Origin of the sequence: Microcella indica (genome assembly GCF_013414345.1) — a bacterium.
GTDB classification, from domain to species: Bacteria; Actinomycetota; Actinomycetes; order Actinomycetales; family Microbacteriaceae; genus Microcella; species Microcella indica.
The window spans coordinates 1,222,548-1,243,566 of sequence record NZ_CP058670.1 but is presented as its reverse complement, the minus strand read 5'-3'; the positions used below and the strand labels follow the sequence as shown (position 1 = coordinate 1,243,566).

Below are 21,019 nucleotides of genomic sequence, written 5' to 3'. Positions count from 1 at the left end.
ATCAGCGGACGGCGCCCGACTCCGGGCGTGCCGCCTTCTGCCGCGCGCCCTGCTTCTTGACCTCGGGCTCGTTCTCGCGCAAGTGCACGTACAGCGGCGCCGCGAGGAAGATCGACGAGTACGTTCCCACGAGCGTGCCGATGAACAGCGCGAGCGCGATGTCGCGCAGGGTTCCCGCGCCGAGGAGCAGGGAGCCGATGAACAGGATCGCAGCGGTGGGCAACACCGCGACGACGGAGGTGTTGATCGAGCGGACGAGAGTCTGATTGACGGCGAGGTTCACCGATTGCGCGAAGGTGCGCCGCGACTCGACGCCGTCCTCGCTCGTGTTCTCGCGAACCTTGTCGAACACCACGACCGTGTCGTACAGGGAGTAGCCGAGGATCGTGAGGAAGCCGATGACCGCCGCTGGGGTGATCTCGAGCCCGAGCACGCCGTAGACGCCGGTCGTGATGATGAGGTCGTGGAACAGCGCGACGATCGCCGCGACGGCCATCTTCCAGGTGCGGAAGTAGAGCGCCATGACCACACTCGCGAAGAGCAGGAAGACGACGAGAGCCAGAACCGCCTGCCGGGTGATATCCGCGCCCCACGTCGCACCGATGAAGGACGAGGCCACGTCGGCCTGCGTGACGCCGTAGGCATCCGCGAGGGCGGCCCTGAGCTCGTCCGTCTCCCCCGGCGTGAGCTGCTCGGTCTGCACGCGCACGGAGTCGCCGCCGACGATGGAGACGCGCGGGTTGGCGCCCGTCACGACCTCGTCGACCGCCTCGACGGCGATCGACGTCGCCGCTGCAGTGCCCTCGATCGCGGCCGAGCTGCCCGTGACCCGGAACTCGGAGCCGCCGCGGAACTCGATGCCGAACACGAACCCCCCGCGCAGTGCCGTGAAGGCGATCGCGAGAATGATGACGGCCGCGCCGATCGAGTACCACACGACGCGCTTGCCGACGAAGTCGAAGGACCGTGCACCGGTGTAGAGGTCGTTGCCGACCCGGGTGAGCATGCTCATCGCGCGTCCTCTCCTTCGCCGCGGGCTTCCGCGGCCTTGCGCTCGGCGATCGTCTGACGGCGCTGCGCCTCACGGCTGCTGCTCGCGCGCTTGACCGCTGGCACCGATTGCGGCTGCCGGAACTGCGCTCGGCCGCGGTAGACGGCGCCGAGCGCCTTGGGGTCGAGACCGCTCAGCGGGTGGCCGTCGCCGAAGAAGCGCGTGCGCCCCAGGAGCTGCATCATCGGGTGCGTGAAGAGCGCCACGATGACGAGGTCGACGATCGTCGTGATACCGAGCGTGAAGGCGAACCCTCGTACGTTGCCCACCGCGAGCACGAAGAGCACCGCCGCGGCGATGAAGTTGATGACGTCGGAGATGAGGATCGTGCGGAAGGCTCGCTTCCAGCCCGCCTCGACCGCGCCATCGAGTCTGCGCCCGTCGCGCAGCTCGTCGCGGATGCGCTCGAAGTACACGATGAAGGAGTCGGCGATGACGCCGATGGAGATGATGAGGCCCGCGACGCCGGCGAGGGAGAGGCGGTAGCCCTGCTGGTTCGAGAGGTACGTGATGATGAGGTACGTCACGATGCCCGCGATGACGAGGGACGCGATGATCACCCCGCCGAGGGCCCGGTACTGGATGAGCGCGTAGCCGATGACGAGAGCGATACCGATGAGCCCGGCGATGATGCCGCTCTGCAACTGGGAGAGTCCGAGCGTCGCCGTGATGTTCTCGCTGCTCTGCACCTCGAAGCCGAGCGGCAGAGCGCCGAACTTGAGCTGATCGGCGAGCACCTGCGCGCTCTCCTGCGTGAAGTTTCCGCTGATCTGCGGAGAGCCGTCGGTGATCGCGCTGATCGTACGAGGGGCGCTGATGACGCGCCCGTCCAGCACGATGGCGAACTGGTTGCGGATTCCGGTCAAGCTCACGAGGCGTTCCGTGACCTCGCGGAACTGCGCCGTGCCCTCCTCGTTGAAGTCGATGAAGACCCCGAACTCGTTCGTGGTGACGCCCGTCGACGAGGCGATGAGCCCCGATCGCGCGTCGGCGATGGCCTCACCCTCGACCTCGACCGGGCCGAGGATGTACTTGATCGAGCCGTCCGCCTCGCACGTCACGAGAGGCTCGTCGACAGGCGCGACGTTCGCCCCCACGACGTCGAGGCTCGAGCACTCGAAGGTGTCGAACTCCCGCTGGAGCTCTTCGGTGATCCACGCCGGGTCGCTCGCGTCGGTGGGAGAGGCGCTCGGGGTCGGCTCGGCCGTCTCGCCCTCCGCAGCCTCGTCGTCGGTCGCGGCCTCGTCCGTCTCGTCGCCGTCGGCAGAATCCTCGTCGGTCGCCTCGGGGTCGTCGAGAATCTGGTTCGAGGCGAGATCGGCGAGCAGCACGGGCCGGAATTCGAGCTTCGCCGAGCTCTGAATGCGCTCGATCGTCGCGGGGTCGGGCACACCGGGAATCGCGACGACGATGTTCTCGCCGCCCTGCGTGTTGATCTCCGCCTCGCTCACTCCGCCCGCATCGACGCGCTGTCGAATAATCGAGACGGCCTGCTCGAGCTGCTCCTGGTCGACCTGGTCTCCGGAGGCGAGCTGCGGCGCGAGGATGATCTGCGTGCCGCCCTCGAGGTCGAGGGCGAGCTTGGGCGTCCACTGCCCGTTGTTGAACAGAACGCTCGCGCCATTGGCGGCAATGAGGCCGACGATGATGACGAGCAGCCAGACGAGTGAGCGGATCGCGTTGCGCTCGGGAGTGCTTCGGGCCACCTCTAGGTACTCATTTCTTCGGTCGAATCTGCGGGCATGCGTCAGAAGGCGCGCACCACGCGGCCGGGACGGAGAGGGGTCAGTCGTCCGACTTCTTGGCGTCGGCGCTCGATTCGTTGAGGCGGGGAGCGTCGGTCGAGTCGTCGCCGTCGACCTCGTCCGCTTCCTCCTCCTCGAGGACGTCGTCTTCGACAACGCGAGCGAGGGTCTGCCGGTGCACGCGCACGGTGCTGCCCGGGCCGGTCTCGAGTACGGCGATGTTGGACTCCTCGTCGATCTCGAGGAGTGTGCCGAAGAGGCCGAAGTTGGTCATGACCTCAGCGCCCGGCACCATCTTGTCCTGCAGCTCTGCCATGTCGGCGCGGCGCTTCCGCGAATTGCGGATCATGAAGAAGATGAGCAGGGCCAGAACGGCCAGCATGACGATAGTCAACGGATCCATGGGGTGGGACGCCTTTCGGGGAGTTCAGCGGCTCGACGACGCGGTCGTCGTGAGGGCATGCGGATGCTGCGCCAGAGCCTGCCGACCACTATAGGTCATCGAGCACGGTCGGCTCGGGCCTCCGCCCGAGGTGCTGCCACGCGCGAGCCGTCGCGACGCGCCCGCGCGGCGTGCGCGAGAGCAGACCCGTGCGCACGAGGAAGGGCTCGACGACCGCTTCGATGGTCTCAGCCTCCTCCCCGACCGACACGGCGAGTGTCGAGAGCCCGACGGGGCCTCCCGCGAAGCGGTCGACGATCGCCGTGAGCACGGCGCGGTCGAGGCGGTCGAGCCCGCGCTCGTCCACGTCGTACAGTTCGAGAGCAGCCTGGACAGCGCCCCGGTCCGCGGGGCCTCCGTGCACGAGTGCGAAGTCGCGCACACGCCGCAGCAGGCGGTTCGCGATGCGCGGTGTGCCGCGCGAGCGACCGGAGATCTCGGTGAGGGCGTCCTCCCCGATGTCGAAGCGCAGCAGTGCTGCGGCACGGGTGATGACCCGCAAGAGCTCCTCCGGCTCGTAGAACTCCAGATGCGCGGTGAAGCCGAAGCGGTCGCGCAACGGGTTCGGCAGCAGCCCGGATCTCGTGGTCGCGCCGACGAGGGTGAAGGGTGCGAGCTCGAGCGGGATGCTCGTGGCGCCGGCCCCCTTGCCGACCATGATGTCGACGCGGAAGTCCTCCATCGCGAGATACAGCATCTCCTCGGCGGAGCGCGCCATGCGGTGGATCTCGTCGACGAAGAGCACCTCGCCGGGGACGAGGGAGGACAGGACGGCGGCCAGATCGCCGGCATGTTGAATGGCCGGGCCGCTCGTCATGCGCAGAGGCCGATCGCCCTCGTGGGCGACGATCATCGCGAGGGTGGTCTTGCCGAGCCCGGGCGGGCCCGCGAGGAGGATGTGATCGGGGCTGCGGTTCTGCAACGAGGCTGCTTCGAGCAGCAGCTCGAGCTGGCGGCGCACCTTCTGCTGGCCGACAAACTCCTCGAGGCTGCTCGGGCGCAGCGCGCCCTCGAAGGCGAGCTCCGCCTCGGACTCGGGGTCCGGTCGCACGACCGCGTCGTTCATCGCGCCGAGCCTCCGCGAGCGTCGCGGGCCGGGCCGAGCTGCGCGAGCGCGCGCCGCAGCAGCACGGGCAGCTCGGGCAGCGGTGCCTCCTCCGCCTCCTCGATGACCGCGGTGGCGGCCTCGAGCGCCGTGCGCTCGGGCCATCCGAGCCCGGTGAGTGCCGCGACGAGGGCCGTGCGCGGCGCGGTCTCCGCGCGCGAGGGCTCCCCCGCTGCGCCTCCGCGCCCGGGCGTGCGCGGAGCGTCCAGCTTGCCGGCGAGCGTGACGACGATGAGCTTCGCCGTCTTGGGGCCGATGCCGCCCACGGCGCGGAAGGGGGCGTCGTCATCGTTCGCAATCGCGTGCGCGATCGCGTCGGCGTCCAGCGAGCCGAGAACGCCGAGCGCGGACTTCGGCCCGACCCCCGAGACGGTGCGCAGCAGCTCGAAGAGCCCCAGCTCGACCTCGTCGACGAAGCCGAACAGGCTCAGGTCGTCTTCCCGCACCACGAGTGCCGTGTGCAGTCGCACGGTGTCGCCGACGCGCAGCTCCCGCGCATGGCGCTCGGTGATCGCGACGGCATAGCCCACGCCGGCGACCTCGAGCACGAGTCGACCGGTCGCGAGCGCGACGATGGTTCCGCGGAGGCTGGCGATCACCGCTCGAGCCTACGGGCGCCCGCCGCCTTCTCGGCGGCGCGCCACACATCCTGCGCCGGAGTCGAGCGCTGGGCTCCGGCACCGCTGTCTGCCGGGTCGCTGTGGGTCGCAGGCCCTCCCCGCCAGCCGTGGCAGATCGCGAGGGCGAGCGCATCGGCGGCGTCCGCGGGCTTCGGCGGAGCATCCAGACGCAGGATGCGCTGCACCATCGCCGTCACCTGCTTCTTGTCGGCACCACCGTGCCCGGTGACCGCAGCCTTGACCTCGGTCGGCGTGTGCAGAGTGACCGCAAGGCCGCGCGCCGCCGCGGCGTGCAGAACTACGCCGCTCGCCTGCGCTGTTCCCATGACGGTGCGCACATTGTGCTGGGCGAAGACCCGCTCGAGAGCCACGACGTGCGGGCGGTGCTCGTCGAGCAGATCGGCGAGCTCGGTGCCGATCGCCAGCAGCCTCTGCTCGAGCGGCAGGTCTGGCTCGGTCCTGATGACGGTCACCGCGACGAGGCTCGCGCGGCGTCGCGCATCGATGTCGACGACGCCCACCCCGCACCGCGTCAGTCCGGGGTCGACGCCGAGCACCCGCAGCGGCACGCGCTACTCGTCGTCGTCGGTGTCGAGCTCGGCGCGCACCTCAGGGGTCAGGGCGACGTTCGTGTAGATGTTCTGCACATCGTCGAGCTCATCCATCGCGTCGACGAGGCGGAAGAGCTTGCGCGCGGTCTCCGCGTCAGCCTCGATCTGCACGCTTGCCACGAACTCGGGCTCCGCCGAGTCGTACTCGATGCCCGCCTCCTGCAGCGCAGAGCGCGCCTCGAGCAGCTGCGACGGGTCAGTGACGACCTCGAAGCCGCCGCCCTGGTCGATGACCTCCTCGGCGCCGGCGTCGAGCACGGCGAGCAGAATGTCGTCCTCCGTCACGTCGTCGGTCTTGGTGATCGAGATCACGCCCTTTCGGGCGAAGTTGTAGGCGACGCTCCCGGGGTCGGCCATCGTCCCCCCGTTGCGCGTCATCGCCGTGCGCACCTCCGCCGCGGCACGGTTGCGATTGTCGGTGAGGCACTCGATCAGCAGCGCGAGACCGCCGGGGCCGTAGCCCTCGTACATGATCGTCTGGTAGTCGATCGTCTCGCCCGTGAGACCCGCGCCGCGCTTGATGGCGCGGTCGATGTTGTCGTTGGGCACCGAGGTCTTCTTGGCCTTCTGCACGGCATCGACGAGCGTCGGGTTGCCGCTCATGTCGGCGCCGCCGATCTTGGCGGCTACCTCGATGTTCTTGATGAGCTTGGCGAACGACTTGGCACGGCGCTGGTCGATGATCGCCTTCTTGTGCTTCGTGGTCGCCCACTTGGAATGCCCTGACATCTCACTCCTCGGTTAGGACGGGGACAACTGAGCCAGTCTACGGGAGCCTCTGCGGACGGATTCCCGAACGCCGCAGCTCGAGCGCCGCGAGGGCCCTGATCGCCTCGGCATCCTGCGCGCGCCAGGCCGCTCCCGGGTCGGGATGCACGCGCGCAAGCTCGGCGAGGGGGGCACGCGCCATGGCGCGCACCGCGAGGGTGTCGCCCGTCATGCCCGACTCGAGCAGCCGCCGCATGGCCGCAGAGCGCCGCACGAAACGACTGCGGGGCCACACCCACACGAGGGCGAGTACGAGCAGGGGGAACAGCACGACGGCCCAGCCCGCTCCGACGGCGACGAGCTCGACGAACTGCTGCTGGCCGCGGCCGGCCTCGGCGACGGCGCCGCCCGCGGATGCCGCGGCATCCAGCGGCACTCGGATGCCGCCCCCGATCAGGGGCACGTCACCCAGGTTCTCGGCCGCCTCCCCGAGTCCCTCCTGGAATCCCTCCCCCGCCGTCTCGAGGTCGCGGCCGAACTGCCCGAGAGTGCGAATCGCCGCAGTGACGGCGAGGCCTATCGCGATGACGGCGATCGTGGTGAGAAGACCGAGGACGTCCGCGATGATCTGCCGCGTGCGTGCGACGGGGTACTGGGAATAGAGCATGAGCCCATCCTGGCCCGTGCCGCTCGGCCCCGTCGACCGCGAGACAGTCAGGCCCGTACGGCCACGTGCTCGAGGAAGCGGCGATGGAATCGGTCCTCGTGGGTGATCTCGGGGTGGAAGGCCGTCGCGAGCAAGGCGCCCTGCTCGACCGCGACGATGTCGCCGCCATCGAGACGCGCGAGCACCTCGACCCGATCGCCGACCTCCTCGACGACCGGGGCACGGATGAAGACGGCGTGGACGGGAGCGTCGCCGAGCGCCGGGATGGTCAGATCGGTCTCGAAGGAGTCGGACTGCGTGCCGAAGGCGTTGCGGCGCGCGACGATGTCGAGCCCGCCCAGGGTCTGCTGGCCCGCGATGCCGTCCTGCAGCCTGTCCGCGAGCATGATGAGCCCCGCGCACGTGCCATAGACCGGCATGCCCGCGGCGATGCGCTGCCGCAGAGGCTCGCGCAGCCCGAACAGGCGGCTGAGCTTGTCCATGACACTCGACTCCCCGCCGGGGATCACGAGCCCCGCGACCTCGTCGAGCTCCTCGGGGCGGCGCACGGGTCGTGCATCCGCCCCCAGGGAGGCGAGCACGGCGAGGTGCTCGCGCACGTCGCCCTGCAGTGCGAAGACCCCGACGGGCGGCTGACTACCAGCCACGCTCGGCGAGACGGTGCGGCGCCGGAAGGTCGGCGACGTTGATGCCGACCATCGCCTCGCCGAGGCCTCGGGAGGCATCCGCGATCGCGGCGGGGTCGGTGTAGGCCGCGGTGGCCTTCACGATCGCCGCGGCGCGCGCCTCGGGGTTGCCCGACTTGAAGATGCCCGAGCCGACGAAGACGCCGTCGGCGCCGAGCTGCATCATGAGGGCCGCATCGGCGGGCGTCGCGACGCCACCGGCGGTGAACAGCACGACGGGCAGAGAACCCGACTGCGCGACCTCGGCGACGAGCTCGTAGGGAGCCTGCAGCTCCTTGGCGGCGACGTACCACTCGTCAGGGCTCTTGGCAGAGAGGGCGCGGATCTCGCCGAGGATGGTGCGGATGTGCTTCGTCGCCTCGGAGACGTCGCCGGTGCCGGCCTCGCCCTTCGAGCGGATCATCGCGGCGCCCTCGGTGATGCGGCGCAGGGCCTCGCCCAGGTTGGTCGCCCCGCAGACGAACGGAACGGTGAACGGCCACTTGTCGATGTGGTTGACGTAGTCGGCGGGGCTGAGCACCTCGGACTCGTCGATGTAGTCCACGCCGAGCGACTGCAGCACCTGGGCCTCGACGAAGTGCCCGATGCGGGCCTTGGCCATGACGGGGATCGACACTGCCGCTCGGATCGCATCGATGAGGTCGGGGTCGCTCATGCGCGCGACACCACCCTGGGCACGGATGTCGGCGGGAACCCGCTCGAGCGCCATGACGGCGACGGCGCCGGCGTCCTCGGCGATACGCGCCTGCTCGGCAGTGACGACGTCCATGATGACGCCGCCCTTGAGCATGTCGGCGAGGCCGCGCTTGACGCGGCTGGTTCCCTGAGTCTTCTCGGTCATTGCTGTGGACCCTTTCCTGCGCGCAACGCGCGCGATACCGCGAGGTGAGAGATGGTGAGTGGCGGCGCGCGCCAGTCTAACGCCGCGTGCCTGAAGGCCAGGCGCCCGCGATCTCGGCGCGGGTCTCCCCCAGCAGACGGGGCACGGCCTTCGTGCCCGCGATGATCGGGAAGAAGTTCGCGTCGAGAGCCCAGCGAGGCACGATGTGCTGGTGCAGGTGCCCCGCGATTCCGGCGCCGGCGATGCGCCCCTGGTTCATGCCGAGGTTGAATCCGTCGCAGCGCGCCGCCGTGCGCAGTACGCGCATGGCGGTCTGCGTGAGCTCGCCGATCTCGGCGACCTCCTCCGGCGAGGCCTCGTCATACTGCGCAATGTGCCGATAGGGGCACACGAGAAGGTGGCCGCTGTTGTACGGGTAGAGATTGAGGAGCACATAGGCGTGCTCGCCGCGCGCGACGATGAGCGACTCCTCATCGCTGAGCTCTGGAGCGCGGCAGAACGGGCACGCGTCATCGTGCGGCTGCTGCCCGTGCTCGATGTAGACGAGCCGATGCGGCGTCCAGAGTCGCTGGAAGGCATCGGGGATGCCAGCGAAGCGCTCCCCCGGCTCGGCGGGGACGCCGTCGATCGCGTGCTCGGAGTCCTCCACGGGCGCGCCTAGAGCTCCTGCGACCGGCGCTCGATGACGCCCGTGATGCGCTCGATCGCCTCGGCGACGGGAACGCCGTTGAGCTGCGTGCCGTCGCGGAAGCGGAAGCTCACGGCACCCTGAGCGCGATCCTCCTCGCCCGCGATGAGCAGGTACGGGACCTTGGCCTTCGTGTGCGTGCGGATCTTCTTCGGCATGCGGTCGTCCGAGTCGTCGACGTGCGCGCGCACGCCACGAGCCCGCAGCTGATCGATGACGTCCGTGAGGTAGTCGGCGAACTCCTCGGCGACGGGGATGCCGACGACCTGCTCGGGGGCGAGCCATGCCGGGAAGGCGCCCGCGTAGTGCTCGAGCAGGATCGCGAAGAACCGCTCCATCGAGCCGAGCAGGGCGCGGTGGATCATGATCGGGCGCTGGCGCGAGCCATCCGGCGCGGTGTACTCGAGATCGAATCGCTCAGGCAGGTTCGGATCGATCTGCACGGTCGAGAGCTGCCACGTGCGCCCGATGGCGTCACGGGCCTGCACTGAGATCTTGGGGCCGTAGAACGCGGCCCCGCCGGGATCGTCGACGAGCTCGAGACCGGACGCGACCGCGACACGGCGCAGAGCCTCCGTCGTGGTCTGCCACATCTCGTCGTCGCCGAGCCACTTGTCCTTGACGTCGTCGCGCGTGGAGAGCTCGAGGTAGAAGTCGGTGAGGCCGAAGTCGCGCAGCATGCTGAGCACGAGCTCGAGAGTGCTCGCGACTTCCGCCTCCAGCTGGTCGGGTCGCACGAACAGGTGGGCGTCGTCCATCGTGAGGCCGCGTACGCGCGTGAGCCCGTGCAGCGCACCCGAGTGCTCGTTGCGGTAGACGGCGCCGAACTCGCTGTAGCGCAGCGGCAGCTCGCGGTAGCTGCGCGGCCGCTCGCGATAGATGAGGATGTGGAACGGGCAGTTCATGGGCTTGAGGTAGTAGTCCTGCCCGGGCGAGACCACCTCGCCAGCCTCGTCATGCACGACGTCGAGCGTCATGGGCGGGAACATGCTGTCGGCGTAGTTGGTGAGGTGCCCCGACTGCTCGAACAGAGCGCTCTTGGTGATGTGAGGCGTGTAGACGTAGCTGTAGCCCGCCTCGCGGTTGCGACGCATCGCGTGCTGCTCCATCTCGAGGCGCACGATGCCCCCACGGGGGTGCCACACCGACATGCCCGACCCGATCTCTGTCGGGAAGGAGAACAGGTCCAGCTCGGCTCCCAGCTTGCGGTGGTCGCGCTTGGCGGCCTCCTCGAGGCGCGACTGGTGCTCGCGCAGGGCATCCTTGGACGCCCACGCCGTGCCGTAGATGCGCTGCAGCTGCGGGTTCTTCTCGCTGCCCCGCCAGTAGGCTGCGGCGACACGCGTGAGCGCCCAGCCGTTGCCGATCATGCGCGTGCTCGGCAGGTGCGGACCGCGGCAGAGGTCCTTCCAGTAGACCTCGCCGGTCTTGGCGTCGACGTTGTCGTAGATCGTCAGCTCGGCCCCGCCGACCTCGACGCTCTCCCCGTCGCTCGAGTCGGACACGCCGCCCTTGAGACCGATGAGCTCGAGCTTGTACGGCTCGTCGGCGAGCTCTGCCCGTGCCTCGTCCTCCGTCACGACGCGGCGCTGGAATCGCTGACCCTGACGGATGATGCGCTCCATGGCCTTCTGCAACGGGCCGAAATCGTCCACCGTGAAGGGCGACTCGACGCCGAAGTCGTAGTAGAAGCCGTCGGTCACGGGCGGGCCGATGCCGAGCCTCGCCTGCGGATGGAGCGACTGCACCGCCTGCGCGAGGACGTGCGCGGTCGAGTGGCGCAGGATGTCGAGCCCGTCGGGCGAGTCGATCGCGACCGCGCTCACGCGGTCCCCTGGCTCGAGGCGGTGCGCGAGGTCGCGCAGTTCGCCATTCACGCGCATGGCGACCACCGCCCGATCGGTGAACAACCCGAACCCGTCTCCGGGTTCGGTCACGACGATCTCGACGGTCTCTGCCACGGTGGTCCTCTCGCTGTCGACTACCGCACAACTCTATCTGCGGCTCGCGGGTGCTCCTGGACGCCTCCGAGCGCTCAGCCGAAGAGCGGAAGCAGCGCCTGAGCGATGCTGATCATCCAGTCCTGCACGATCTCGCGATCGAGTGCCGCCGCCCAGGCGATGCCGATCTGCAGCACGGCGATGAGATCGACGAGCACGCTGGCGAGAGTGCTCTTCGCGGCCGGGATGATCGTGATCGCCAGCAGGGTCAGCAGCAGGAAGGTCACGCCTGCGGCGCCCGGGTGGATCATGCCGAGCAGCAGCGCGGCGTTGACGAGCACGAACACGAGTGCAGAGACGGGGATCGTGAGCGGTCGCCGCACAACGATCGCCACGAGCCACGCGCTGACGACGGCCGCCGCGAGCAGCCAGCCGGTGGGCGTGGTGTAGAGGGCGATGAGGTCGTCCAGCAGCACGGGATACGCGCCGATGCTCGTGCTAGAACCGCCGGGCCACGGTGAGGCGAAGAAGGCCAGGTTGAGCAGCACGATCGTCGTGAACGCACCGGCCGTGGGGAACCCGATGACGAGCATGTTGGCGGCGCGCAGCCCAGGCGCCGCCGATCGGCCATGCCGGAGGAACGGCGAGGCGACGATCGCCACGACCGCGAACAGGAGACCTGTCGGGTCGGAGAACGCCGAGAGCATGAGAAGCAGCCCGGCACGGAAGCCCGACTCGGTGCTGCCCCAGTTGACGAAGCGCACGAGGTCGGCCATGGCGAGGCCGAAGAACGTGAAGGCGAGGAAGCCGGGCAGGTTCTCGCTCGCGAAGTAGAAGTAGAGGGGGTTCGCCGCGAGCGCAAGGGTGAGGATGATGCCCGTCGACAGGGGAATCGCGCGCTGAGCGATGATCTCGGCGACCTTCTGAAGCAGGAAGCCGCTCGCCACCGCTCCGACGACACCGAGGCCGAGCATCCCGAAGGGGTTCGCGGCTGCGATGAGGATCGAGACGTGGGGATACAGGAGCGCCAGCCACTGCCCGTCACCGCGCGTCCAGTCGATCTGGGCCAGTGCGGCCACGAGCGACTGGTTGGGCGTGCCCTCCACCGCAGGGGTCGTGGCGGAGAGCAACACGACCGCGAGCACAGGAAGCATGAGCACGATGCGCAGGGACCAGCGGGCGATCGGGTCACGCGGGAACCGGTCAAGGCGAGTGCGCGGTGCGCGCCGGCGTCGCCGGTCGCGCTCCCGCAGCCTCGGCTCAGTGGCTGTGGACATGGGTCGTCAATCCGTGCTCGGTCTTCTCCCAGTAGTGGGGGTTCGTGAGCAGCTGCCAGAGAGCCTTGTACGCCGCGATCGAGTGCAGAACCCAGTACAGAGGGTTCAGGAGCGCCCACAGGACGAGGTGGAACGTGCCCCGCTTGTACGGGCCCATCATCGACAGGTAGATCATGACGACATTGCCGATCACGAAGTTCAGGAGCGTGATCCACAGAAGCCAGACGGGGAAGAACTGCTCGACGATCTCGAGGGGCGCGACGACGGTGATAGCGGTGACGACGTAGAACGGGATCACGCCGAGGAAGGTCAGCGGTGTGCCGGCGATGAGCAGCACGAAGGCGAGAAAGCGGCGCATGCCGATCTGCCGCAGGAGGGCGATGGGCTGCCGCGCATGCACGAGAGAGGTCTGCATGTAGCCCTTGATCCAGCGCGACCGCTGTCGGATGAAGTTCGGGATGGAGGTGTTGGCCTCCTCCATGGTCGTCGAGTTGATGACGCCCACGCGGTAGCCGAGCGCGCTCGCGCGGATGCCGAGGTCGGCGTCCTCCGTCACGTTGTACGGGTCCCAGCCGCCGAGCTCGATGAGGGCATCGGTGCGGAAGTGGTTCGACGTGCCCCCGAGCGGGATCGGCAGGTCGCCGTAGTCGAGCCCCGCGAGCATGTAGTCGAACCAGTAGCTGTACTCGAGCGTGAACATGCGGGTGAGCACGTTCTCGCTGTCGTTGAAGTAGTTGAGCGACGCCTGCACGCACACCGTCGCGTCGCCCCCGCGGCGGAACGCGACGACGGCCTTCTTGAGCTGGTCGGGCTCGGGGGTGTCCTCAGCGTCGTAGATGACGAGGAAGTCGCCGGTCGCGAAGTACAGGCCCACGTTGCAGGCCCGCGGCTTCGTCTGCGGGTGGCCCTTCGGGATCGTGATGATGCGGAAGTGGGCGGGCGGCGTCGACGCGAGCACAGCATCCCGCGTCTCGTGGTCCTCCTCCTCGATGAGGATGAGCACCTCGAGCTTCTCGGTCGGGTAGTCGATGCTGCCGAGGTTCGTGATGAGCTGTCCCACGATGTTGGCCTCGCGGAACACCGGCACGAGCACCGTGTAGCGCGGCAGGTCGCGGTCGTCGAGCTCGGCGACCTGGCGACGGCTCACGCGCTCGACGACGTCGTAGCGGGCGCCGCGCATGGCGACGATGAACTTGAAGCTCGTACCGGCGAGGAAGATGAGGCTCGCCGCCGCGATGACGCCGATCACGACCTGCACGGGCCAGAACACGGCGAGCACGATGAGGCCGACCGCAGCGAGGGCGCCGCCCACCTTCTGCCCGCGGCTGAAGGTCACGCGAGCCGACATCGCGGGGTTCTGGCGCCACAGCTCGTTGGCGCCCTCCTCCGCGATCTCGGCGCGGAACAGCCGCAGGCAGGCGTTCTTGATGCCCCACGAGGTGGTGGCGACGAACTGCACCTGCGCGCCGCCCAGGAGGGCCCGCACGCGCTCCACCCGGTGAGGGGCTACCCCGCGCGCCGTCGCCACGATGATCGTGCCATTGGCAAGCGTCCGGATGGGCAGCCAGTTCTCACTGAGATACGTCTGGCCGGGGAATCGGCGCACGAGCGCATCGTCGAAGCTGACCGCTTCGAGGTCGATCGGGTGGATGCCCCACGCCTGCGCCTCGGCCAGCAGGAGCGATTCGCTGTCGAGCAGGCCTTCGCTGATGAGCACCTGGTCGATGTGCGCACCCGTGCGGTCTTTCACCTGGCGCGCGTACGCGAGAGTCTCGGGAGTGACGAGGCGGGCTCTCAGCAGAAGCTCCGCGAAAGCGTCGCTATCGGCGGTCCGAGCCTCCCGGACGCCTCCCCCCGGAGTCATGACGCCAGGCTAGCGCGCTTGCCTCCCGCGCGCTCTCCCCACAACTGGTGACGAGGAGTGCGAGATCGCGGACGAGCGATCTCGAGGTCGCTGGTTCGGGCAGAACGTGGTGGGCGATACTGGGATCGAACCAGCGAGATCGCGGACGAGCGATCTCGAGGTCGCTGGTTCGGGCAGAACGTGGTGGGCGATACTGGGATCGAACCAGTGACCTCTTCCGTGTCAGGGAAGCGCGCTACCGCTGCGCCAATCGCCCGCTGTCAGGGCCGCGGGAGCCCGGTGGGTAGCTGTGAGGTGGCGACGGGATTCGAACCCGTGTATACGGCTTTGCAGGCCGCTGCCTCGCCTCTCGGCCACGCCACCGTGGGTGACTCCCCGCTACCTCAAGGGGTGTCACTCGAGCGGATGACGAGATTCGAACTCGCGACCCTCACCTTGGCAAGGTGATGCGCTACCACTGCGCCACATCCGCATTCGCGGCCGGTGTCGCTGGCCGCATCGAAACTCTAGCCCAACCGTTCGGCGATGACCAAACCCACGGGCTCGGCCGTGTCGCGCCCCGCTCGAGTCGCGCCATCGCGGCATCCGGGATATGGCAGGATGGAGGCCACGGGCGATTGGCGCAGTTGGTAGCGCGCTTCCTTCACACGGAAGAGGTCATCAGTTCGAGTCTGGTATCGCCCACCGAGACACTCCCCAGGCCAGGAGGCCGCACACGATCCCGCCTGCAGCGGCCACGACGGCGACGACGACGGTCGCGGTCAGCTGCTCGATCGTGAAGGTGATCGTGGCCATCTCGGCGAGACCGAACCGGTCGGCGAGGAGCGTCATGACCACGCTGCCGACAGCGACGGCCAGGAGGATGCTCGCAGAGCCCCAGCGCAGCACGCCGGCCCCTCGGGCTCGCGCCTTCGCCACCGCACCCACAGCGGCCGCCGTGGCGCCCGCGACGGCGGCGACGAGGGCGAAGGGTGACAGGTAGGGGGCTCCTGCACCGACCGCCGCCCAGCCGAGGAGAGCGCCCGCGATGAGCCCCTCGGGCGCCACCCGGTCGACAGCGATCTTCTCGACGACGATCCAGATGAGTGCGCCGAGCGCCATGCCGGCCAGCGCGTTGGCGAGGGTTCTGCCGCTCGAGACCGTCAGCACGCGCTCGACGCCGAGCAGCCACGCAGAACCGCCGACGATGACGAGGCTCGCGCCCACCACCGCGCGCCCCCAGGAGACCGACTCACGACCGTGTGCGACGGTCTCAGCAGGGTGCGCACGGAGGGGACGTCGCGCGACCGGCAGCAGCGACAGAGCCAGCAGGGCGGAGCCCGCGGCCACGTGACTCGCGAGCACGCCGCCGTAGTCGATCGCGCCGAAGGCGACCTGCACGAGAGAAGGAACGCCGTCGAGCACCGCCGCGGCCACCGGCTGGTACACCAGGATCGACCAGGAGAGCCCGAACGCGACTCCCCCGGCGGTACCGAGCCGCTGTGCGACGACGAGGGCAACCGTGGTCGCGACGGCGCCCGCGAAGCAGGCGTCGAGGGCGGAGACAGCGAGGTCGGGCCCGAACCCCGTCACGGCATCCGCCGTGAGCGACGCGACAGCGGCGGCGAGGCCGACGGCGGCAAGGGAGAGGATGCGCGGCACCGAGCTCGGCCGCAGACCCTGCTGCACGCCCACGGGCACGAGGAGCACGAGCGCCGCGCACACGAGCTGCAGGATCGGGTCGCTCATGCTCCCCCCACCTCGCTTTCGGTACCGATGCTCGCCCGGCAACGCCAACGGGGCGCCACTCCCTTGCGAGAGTAGCGCCCCGTCGAGTGAGCGTCAGCGTCAGTCGTTGACGATCGCGTAGCCCGACTCACCGTGAACGATGGTGTCGACGCCAGCGACCTCGTCCTCGTTCTTGACGCGGAACCCGATCGTCTTCTCGATCGCGAAGCCCAGGATGAAGGCGATGACGAACGAGTAGATCAGCACACCGAAGGCGGCGATCGCCTGGACCGCGAGCTGACCGAGGTCGCCACCGGTGAAGAGGCCGGTGTCGATCGCGAAGAAGCCGAGGTACAGGGTTCCGATCACACCGCCGACGAGGTGGATGCCCACGACGTCGAGCGAGTCATCGAAGCCGAGCTTGAACTTGAGCTCGACTGCGAGGGCGCAGAGCACACCGGCGATGACACCGAGCAGCAGAGCCCAGCCCGGGGCGAGGTTCGCACAGGCGGGGGTGATGGCGACGAGGCCGGCGATGGCACCGGAGCCGGCGCCCACCGAGGTGGCCTTGCCGTCCTTGAGCTTCTCGACGACGAGCCAACCGAGGATCGCCGCGGCGGTCGCGCCGAGCGTGTTGGTGACGATGAGGCCGACGAGGGCCATGTCGTTGAGGAACTCGGCACCGGCGTTGAAGCCGAACCAGCCGAACCAGAGTAGCGAGGCACCCAGGAGGACGAGCGGCACGTTGTGCGGCTTGTGCGCACCCTTCTCGAACACGACGCGCTTGCCGAGGACGAGCGCCAGGGCGAGAGCGGCAGCACCCGCGTTGATGTGCACAGCGGTACCACCGGCGTAGTCGATGACGCCGGGCAGGCCGAGCGTGTCACCGAGGTTGAGGATCCAGCCTCCGCCCCAGACCCATGCGGCGACCGGGAAGTAGACGAGGGTCGCCCAGAGACCGGCGAAGATCATCCACGCGCCGAACTTGGCACGGTCCGCGATGGCGCCCGAGATGAGCGCCACGGTGATGATCGCGAAGGTCGCGCCGAACGTCGCACCGACGAGGCCCTCGTTGTCTCCGGTGAGACCCATGAGACCGAAGTCCGAGAACGGGTTCCCGAACAGCTCGGTCGGGCCGCCGACGGCGGACATGTTGAAGCCGTACAGGATCCACAGGACGCTGATGAGTCCCATGGCGCCGAAGCTCATCATCATCATGCTCACGACGCTCTTGGCCTTGACCAGACCGCCGTAGAAGAAAGCGACGCCAGGTGTCATCAAGAGCACCATGGCGCTGGCCGTAATGGCCCAAGCGAGTTCGCCGGTATCCATCGAATTGTTACCTCTCGTAGTGGAACGTGGGACGTGACCGTCGGGCTATGCGGACCCGTGCGGCAGGGGGTCCACCGCGGTCACGAACCCCAGTGTCGAGCGAAGAGGTTTCAGCAGGGGTGTCGGATTGTTTCACCAGTGTTACGCCCATGGGCCGCAGGTAAACATCGCGTTTCGCGCGGCCGATGTGCGGCTATGACGTCGCCGTGTCTTTCTGGTAGACGTCGGGAATGCCGTCACCGTCGACGTCGACCTGCTCCTGCGCCAGCTGGCGGCGATAGCGCCGATTGCGGCTGCCGAGCAGCACGGCGGCAAGGGCGGCGGCGATGAGCGACCCGATGAGGATGCCCACCTTGCCGACATCGTCCAAGGGGTTGCCCTGCTCGAAGGCGAGCTCGCTGATGAGGAGGGACACCGTGAAGCCCATGCCGGCGAGCAGCGAGAGCCCCAGCAGATCGACCCACTGGATGCCTCGAGGCAGGGAGAAGCCCGGCAGGCGCGTCACGAGCCACGTCGCGAGAGTGATCCCCACCGTCTTGCCGACCACGAGACCGACCACGATGCCGATCGCGAGAGGACTCGTGATCGCGCCGACGAACCCGTCCCAGCCTCCGACCGCGACTCCTGCCGAGAAGAACGCGAAGACCGGGACGGCGACACCCGCGCTCAGCGGGCGATACCGGTGCTCGAAGATCTCGGCGAGGCCCGCGCGCGGGCCGAGGCCATCCTCGTCCCCTCCCTTGCGGCGCACCGGCACCGTGAACGCGAGAAGCACGCCGGCGACCGTCGCGTGCACGCCGGACGAGAACATCAGGAACCAGACGATGACGCCGATCGGGAGGAGGATGAGCCATGCCGCCGCCGCGCGCAAGTGGAAGAACTCCTGATAGCGCTGCGCGAGCAGGCCGTACACCGCGAGCATCGCGAACGACCCGACGAGGTACCACGGCGCGAGGTCGTCGGTGTAGAAGAACGCGATGATGCCGATCGCGAGCAGATCGTCGACGACCGCGAGGGTCAGCAGGAAGGTGCGCAGCGCCATCGGCAGTGCGGTGCCGACGACCGCGAGCACCGCGAGAGCGAAGGCGATATCGGTGGCGACGGGGATCGCCCAGCCGCGCAGGATCTCCGGCCCTTCATTGCGCGCGATGACCCAGAAGATCACCGCGGGCACGACGACGCCGCCGACGGCCGCGACAACGGGCACGAGCGCCTTGCGCGGGTCGCGCAGCTCGCCTGCGACGAACTCTCGCTTGAGCTCGAGGCCGGCCAGGAAGAAGAAGATCGCGAGCAGGCCGTCTGCGGCGATCTTGCCGACTGAGATCTCCCAGAACAGGTCGCCGAAGCTCACCTGCAGGTAGGTACTGCGGAAGCCGAAGTAGTCGCCGGCGATCGGCGAGTTCGCCACGATGAGCGCGAGCACCGTCGCGGCGAGCAGCAGCACACCACCGACCGTCTCTCTGCTGAGGATCCTCTCGATCCACAGGGATTCGCGGTAGCGCTCCTCTCCCGGCGAGAGCGGGGCAGGAGGGGTCGTCGGCGAGGAGTGGGTCTTCATGGTCGCTTTCGTCGTCACGGTGTCGGGAGGAAGCGCTCGGGCGTCGGAAAAGGGCCGCTGCTGGGGCCGGTCAGGCGGAGGTGAGCGCGATCATGCGGGAGGTGGCGCGCAGGTACTTCTTGCGGTACCCGCCCGCGAGCATGTCGTCGGGGAAGACCTGGTCGAGCGGCACCCCCGTCGCGAAGATCGGGATCTGGGCGTCGTACAGCCGATCGACGAACGCCACGAGCCGCAGGGCGTCGGCCTGCGAGCGCAGCTCGGCGACGTCGGTCATCGCGACGGCGTCGACGTCGCGGATGAGCCCGATGTAGCGGCTCGGGTGGACAGTCGACAGGTGTCGCAGGATGTCGGCGAACGGGTCCACGGTCACGGTGCCGTCGTGCGCGCTCACGCGCGAGTGCAAGGCCTCGTCGTCGAGCGTCACCGCGTGCCCCTCGATGTCGCGCTTGCGGTAGTCCTCCCCATCGATGCGCACGGTCGTGAAGCGATCGGCGAGAGCGTGGATTTCGCGCAGGAAGTCCTGCGCGGCGAAGCGACCCTCGCCGAGCGCGTGAGGCGGGGTGTTCGACGTGGCCGCGATGCGCGTGCCGCTCGCCACGAGCTCGCCGAGAAGTCGCGACATCACCATCGTGTCGCCCGGATCGTCCAGTTCGAACTCGTCGATCGCGATGAGCGCTGCGCCGCGGAAGTGCGCAACGGCCTCGCGATAGCCGAGCGCCCCCACGATCGCCGTGTACTCGATGAAGGTGCCGAAGAAGGTACGTCCCGTCGTCGCGTGCCAGAGCGCGGCGAGAAGGTGGGTCTTGCCCACCCCGAACCCGCCGTCGAGGTAGACGCCGGGGCGCTCCACGGGCTCTGCGGCGCGGCGGCGGAAGAGTCCACCGCCGCGACCCGACCCACCACCCTGAGCGAAAGCACGCATCGTCTCCACCGCTGCCGCCTGCGAGGGGTAGCGATCGTCGGGAATGTAGTTGTCGAAGCTCGCGGCGGCGAACTGGCGCGGCGGCACCAGATGCTCCACGAGCTCGGAAGCGGTCATCCCGGGATGCCGGTCGACGAGCCGCGTGGCGCTCGCCGTGGTGTTCTCCGCGTTCATTCCGCCACTACCTCTGGGTGCCGCACTCCGATGCCTGACTGATGGCTGACCCTGCGGGCGACGCCCAGTCGGAGTGCGTAGATTCGTCGGTGGGCGGTGGACCCCAGTTTACCGTCCCGGCGCCGGCCCGCCGTCGCCCCGCACCCCGGTACCACCCACTCGAGAGGCTCCCATGACCGCTCCCATCGACCCCGACGCCAAGCTGCAGTCCTATGCGCACCCCGAGAGACTCGTCACGACCGCGTGGCTCGAGCAGAACCTCCAGACCCCGGGTCTCGTGATCGTGGAGTGCGATGAGGACGTCCTTCTCTACGAGACGGGGCACATCCCCGGTGCGGTCAAGGTCGACTGGCACACCGAGCTCAACGATCCCGTGGTGCGCGACTACATCGACGGTGCAGGATTCGCCCGGCTCATGAGCGCCAAGGGCATCGACCGAGACGCCACGATCATCGTCTACGGCGACAAGAGCAACTGGTGGGCCGCGTACGCGCTGTGGGTCTTCACCCTCTTCGGGCACGAGGACGTTCGCCTGCTCGACGGCGGACGCGACCGATGGATCGCCGAGGGTCGCGCCCTCACCACCGAGCACCCCGCCCCCGTGCCCACCGACTACCCCGTCGTCGAGCGCCACGACGAGGAGATTCGCGCCTTCAAGGAGGACGTGCTCGCCCACCTCGGCAAGCCCCTCATCGACGTGCGCTCGCCCGAGGAGTACAGCGGGGAGCGCACCCACATGCCCGCCTACCCCGACGAGGGCGCCCTGCGCGGCGGCCACATCCCGACCGCGCGCAGCGTGCCCTGGGCACGCGCCGCCGCGGAGGATGGCACGTTCCGCTCGGCCGAGGAGCTCGCCGCGATCTACCGCGACGAGGCGGCGATCGGCGAGGCGGAGGACGTCATCGCGTACTGCCGCATCGGGGAGCGGTCGAGCCACACCTGGTTCGTGCTCACGCACCTCCTGGGCGTGCCGCGCGTGCGCAACTACGACGGCTCGTGGACCGAGTGGGGCAGCGCCGTGCGCGTGCCCATCACGACGGGCGCCGAGCCCGGCGAGCTTCCCGCCCGATAGCGTGGAGCC

At 68.9% G+C, this 21,019-nt stretch carries 19 protein-coding genes and 4 tRNA genes; 2 read left to right on the top strand and 21 right to left on the bottom strand.

Going from position 1 to position 21,019, the window contains the following annotated elements; genetic code table 11:
• Position 1: 1 nt before the first annotated feature.
• From secF to HUJ41_RS05955, 17 genes are all read right to left on the bottom strand, one after another.
• Positions 2-1,012, bottom strand: coding sequence for a protein translocase subunit SecF (gene secF, locus HUJ41_RS06035; RefSeq protein WP_179873756.1), 1,011 nt, complete (start codon positions 1,010-1,012; stop codon positions 2-4).
• The gene (gene secD / locus HUJ41_RS06030) at positions 1,009-2,757 is read right to left on the bottom strand and encodes a protein translocase subunit SecD (RefSeq protein ID WP_179873755.1); all 1,749 of its coding nucleotides are present in this window, start codon (positions 2,755-2,757) and stop codon (positions 1,009-1,011) included. The genes secF and secD overlap by 4 nt, the downstream gene beginning before the upstream one ends.
• Before the next feature lie 79 nt (positions 2,758-2,836).
• Positions 2,837-3,199: a preprotein translocase subunit YajC gene (gene yajC / locus HUJ41_RS06025; protein ID WP_179873754.1), complete on the bottom strand. Its 363-nt coding sequence runs from the start codon at positions 3,197-3,199 to the stop codon at positions 2,837-2,839.
• Positions 3,200-3,287: 88 nt separating this feature from the next.
• On the bottom strand, positions 3,288-4,304 hold the full coding sequence (gene ruvB, locus HUJ41_RS06020; RefSeq protein WP_179873753.1) for a Holliday junction branch migration DNA helicase RuvB: 1,017 nt from the start codon (positions 4,302-4,304) through the stop codon (positions 3,288-3,290).
• Complete coding sequence (gene ruvA, locus HUJ41_RS06015; protein ID WP_179873752.1) at positions 4,301-4,942, bottom strand: Holliday junction branch migration protein RuvA; 642 nt, start codon at positions 4,940-4,942, stop codon at positions 4,301-4,303. Before ruvA ends, ruvB begins: the two co-directional genes overlap by 4 nt.
• Complete coding sequence (gene ruvC, locus HUJ41_RS06010; protein ID WP_179873751.1) at positions 4,939-5,532, bottom strand: crossover junction endodeoxyribonuclease RuvC; 594 nt, start codon at positions 5,530-5,532, stop codon at positions 4,939-4,941. Before ruvC ends, ruvA begins: the two co-directional genes overlap by 4 nt.
• A gap of 3 nt (positions 5,533-5,535) precedes the next feature.
• Positions 5,536-6,303, bottom strand: coding sequence for a YebC/PmpR family DNA-binding transcriptional regulator (locus HUJ41_RS06005; protein WP_179873750.1), 768 nt, complete (start codon positions 6,301-6,303; stop codon positions 5,536-5,538).
• Between the two features lie 37 nt (positions 6,304-6,340).
• Positions 6,341-6,949, bottom strand: a complete 609-nt coding sequence (locus HUJ41_RS06000) for a hypothetical protein (protein ID WP_179873749.1) — start codon at positions 6,947-6,949, stop codon at positions 6,341-6,343.
• 47 nt (positions 6,950-6,996) lie between these two features.
• Positions 6,997-7,596 carry a pyridoxal 5'-phosphate synthase glutaminase subunit PdxT gene (gene pdxT / locus HUJ41_RS05995; protein WP_224744601.1) on the bottom strand — a complete coding sequence of 200 codons (600 nt, stop codon included), beginning with the start codon at positions 7,594-7,596 and terminating at the stop codon, positions 6,997-6,999.
• Entirely contained in the window at positions 7,586-8,476 is an 891-nt protein-coding gene (gene pdxS / locus HUJ41_RS05990; protein ID WP_179873747.1) for a pyridoxal 5'-phosphate synthase lyase subunit PdxS, read from the bottom strand. The genes pdxT and pdxS overlap by 11 nt, the downstream gene beginning before the upstream one ends.
• 76 nt (positions 8,477-8,552) lie before the next feature.
• Entirely contained in the window at positions 8,553-9,125 is a 573-nt protein-coding gene (locus tag HUJ41_RS05985) for an HIT family protein (protein WP_218925671.1), read from the bottom strand.
• An 8-nt stretch (positions 9,126-9,133) separates the two neighbouring features.
• Entirely contained in the window at positions 9,134-11,047 is a 1,914-nt protein-coding gene (gene thrS / locus HUJ41_RS05980) for a threonine--tRNA ligase (protein ID WP_246299356.1), read from the bottom strand.
• Between the two features lie 152 nt (positions 11,048-11,199).
• Positions 11,200-12,381 carry a hypothetical protein gene (locus tag HUJ41_RS05975; protein WP_179873746.1) on the bottom strand — a complete coding sequence of 394 codons (1,182 nt, stop codon included), beginning with the start codon at positions 12,379-12,381 and terminating at the stop codon, positions 11,200-11,202.
• Complete coding sequence (locus HUJ41_RS05970) at positions 12,365-14,245, bottom strand: glycosyltransferase family 2 protein (RefSeq protein WP_179873745.1); 1,881 nt, start codon at positions 14,243-14,245, stop codon at positions 12,365-12,367. The genes HUJ41_RS05975 and HUJ41_RS05970 overlap by 17 nt, the downstream gene beginning before the upstream one ends.
• Positions 14,246-14,426: 181 nt before the next feature.
• Positions 14,427-14,501 (bottom strand) — tRNA-Val (locus tag HUJ41_RS05965).
• Positions 14,502-14,537: 36 nt separating this feature from the next.
• A tRNA-Cys gene (locus tag HUJ41_RS05960) sits at positions 14,538-14,608 on the bottom strand.
• A 37-nt stretch (positions 14,609-14,645) separates the two neighbouring features.
• Positions 14,646-14,717: transfer RNA gene (locus HUJ41_RS05955), tRNA-Gly, on the bottom strand.
• A 139-nt stretch (positions 14,718-14,856) separates the two neighbouring features.
• Here HUJ41_RS05955 and HUJ41_RS05950 point away from each other — a divergent pair.
• Positions 14,857-14,929: transfer RNA gene (locus tag HUJ41_RS05950), tRNA-Val, on the top strand.
• On the opposite strand, the gene HUJ41_RS05945 is transcribed toward HUJ41_RS05950, so the two are convergent.
• The 4 genes from HUJ41_RS05945 to zapE all read right to left on the bottom strand — a co-directional run bounded on the left by HUJ41_RS05945 (position 14,906) and on the right by zapE (position 19,938).
• On the bottom strand, positions 14,906-15,973 hold the full coding sequence (locus HUJ41_RS05945; RefSeq protein ID WP_179873744.1) for a hypothetical protein: 1,068 nt from the start codon (positions 15,971-15,973) through the stop codon (positions 14,906-14,908). The genes HUJ41_RS05950 and HUJ41_RS05945 overlap by 24 nt on opposite strands.
• Before the next feature lie 99 nt (positions 15,974-16,072).
• The gene (locus HUJ41_RS05940) at positions 16,073-17,284 is read right to left on the bottom strand and encodes an ammonium transporter (protein ID WP_179873743.1); all 1,212 of its coding nucleotides are present in this window, start codon (positions 17,282-17,284) and stop codon (positions 16,073-16,075) included.
• Positions 17,285-17,477: 193 nt separating this feature from the next.
• Complete coding sequence (nhaA, locus tag HUJ41_RS05935) at positions 17,478-18,842, bottom strand: Na+/H+ antiporter NhaA (protein WP_179873742.1); 1,365 nt, start codon at positions 18,840-18,842, stop codon at positions 17,478-17,480.
• 70 nt (positions 18,843-18,912) lie between these two features.
• Entirely contained in the window at positions 18,913-19,938 is a 1,026-nt protein-coding gene (gene zapE / locus HUJ41_RS05930) for a cell division protein ZapE (protein WP_179873741.1), read from the bottom strand.
• A 172-nt stretch (positions 19,939-20,110) separates the two neighbouring features.
• On the opposite strand from zapE, the gene HUJ41_RS05925 reads away from it, so the two are divergent.
• Positions 20,111-21,010, top strand: a complete 900-nt coding sequence (locus HUJ41_RS05925; RefSeq protein WP_179873740.1) for a sulfurtransferase — start codon at positions 20,111-20,113, stop codon at positions 21,008-21,010.
• Positions 21,011-21,019 lie beyond the last annotated feature (9 nt).

What these genes read in the sequence shown, in the direction of transcription:
- secF (WP_179873756.1), bottom strand. Translation starts at nt 1,012, where the DNA reads ATGAGCATGCTCACCCGGGTCGGCAACGACCTCTACACCGGTGCACGG.
- yajC (WP_179873754.1), bottom strand. Translation starts at nt 3,199, where the DNA reads ATGGATCCGTTGACTATCGTCATGCTGGCCGTTCTGGCCCTGCTCATC.
- ruvB (WP_179873753.1), bottom strand. Translation starts at nt 4,304, where the DNA reads ATGAACGACGCGGTCGTGCGACCGGACCCCGAGTCCGAGGCGGAGCTC.
- HUJ41_RS06005 (WP_179873750.1), bottom strand. Translation starts at nt 6,303, where the DNA reads ATGTCAGGGCATTCCAAGTGGGCGACCACGAAGCACAAGAAGGCGATC.
- HUJ41_RS06000 (WP_179873749.1), bottom strand. Translation starts at nt 6,949, where the DNA reads ATGCTCTATTCCCAGTACCCCGTCGCACGCACGCGGCAGATCATCGCG.
- pdxS (WP_179873747.1), bottom strand. Translation starts at nt 8,476, where the DNA reads ATGACCGAGAAGACTCAGGGAACCAGCCGCGTCAAGCGCGGCCTCGCC.
- thrS (WP_246299356.1), bottom strand. Translation starts at nt 11,047, where the DNA reads ATGCGCGTGAATGGCGAACTGCGCGACCTCGCGCACCGCCTCGAGCCA.
- HUJ41_RS05975 (WP_179873746.1), bottom strand. Translation starts at nt 12,381, where the DNA reads ATGTCCACAGCCACTGAGCCGAGGCTGCGGGAGCGCGACCGGCGACGC.
- HUJ41_RS05970 (WP_179873745.1), bottom strand. Translation starts at nt 14,245, where the DNA reads ATGACTCCGGGGGGAGGCGTCCGGGAGGCTCGGACCGCCGATAGCGAC.
- HUJ41_RS05945 (WP_179873744.1), bottom strand. Translation starts at nt 15,973, where the DNA reads ATGAGCGACCCGATCCTGCAGCTCGTGTGCGCGGCGCTCGTGCTCCTC.
- HUJ41_RS05940 (WP_179873743.1), bottom strand. Translation starts at nt 17,284, where the DNA reads ATGGATACCGGCGAACTCGCTTGGGCCATTACGGCCAGCGCCATGGTG.
- nhaA (WP_179873742.1), bottom strand. Translation starts at nt 18,842, where the DNA reads ATGAAGACCCACTCCTCGCCGACGACCCCTCCTGCCCCGCTCTCGCCG.
- zapE (WP_179873741.1), bottom strand. Translation starts at nt 19,938, where the DNA reads ATGAACGCGGAGAACACCACGGCGAGCGCCACGCGGCTCGTCGACCGG.
- HUJ41_RS05925 (WP_179873740.1), top strand. Translation starts at nt 20,111, where the DNA reads ATGACCGCTCCCATCGACCCCGACGCCAAGCTGCAGTCCTATGCGCAC.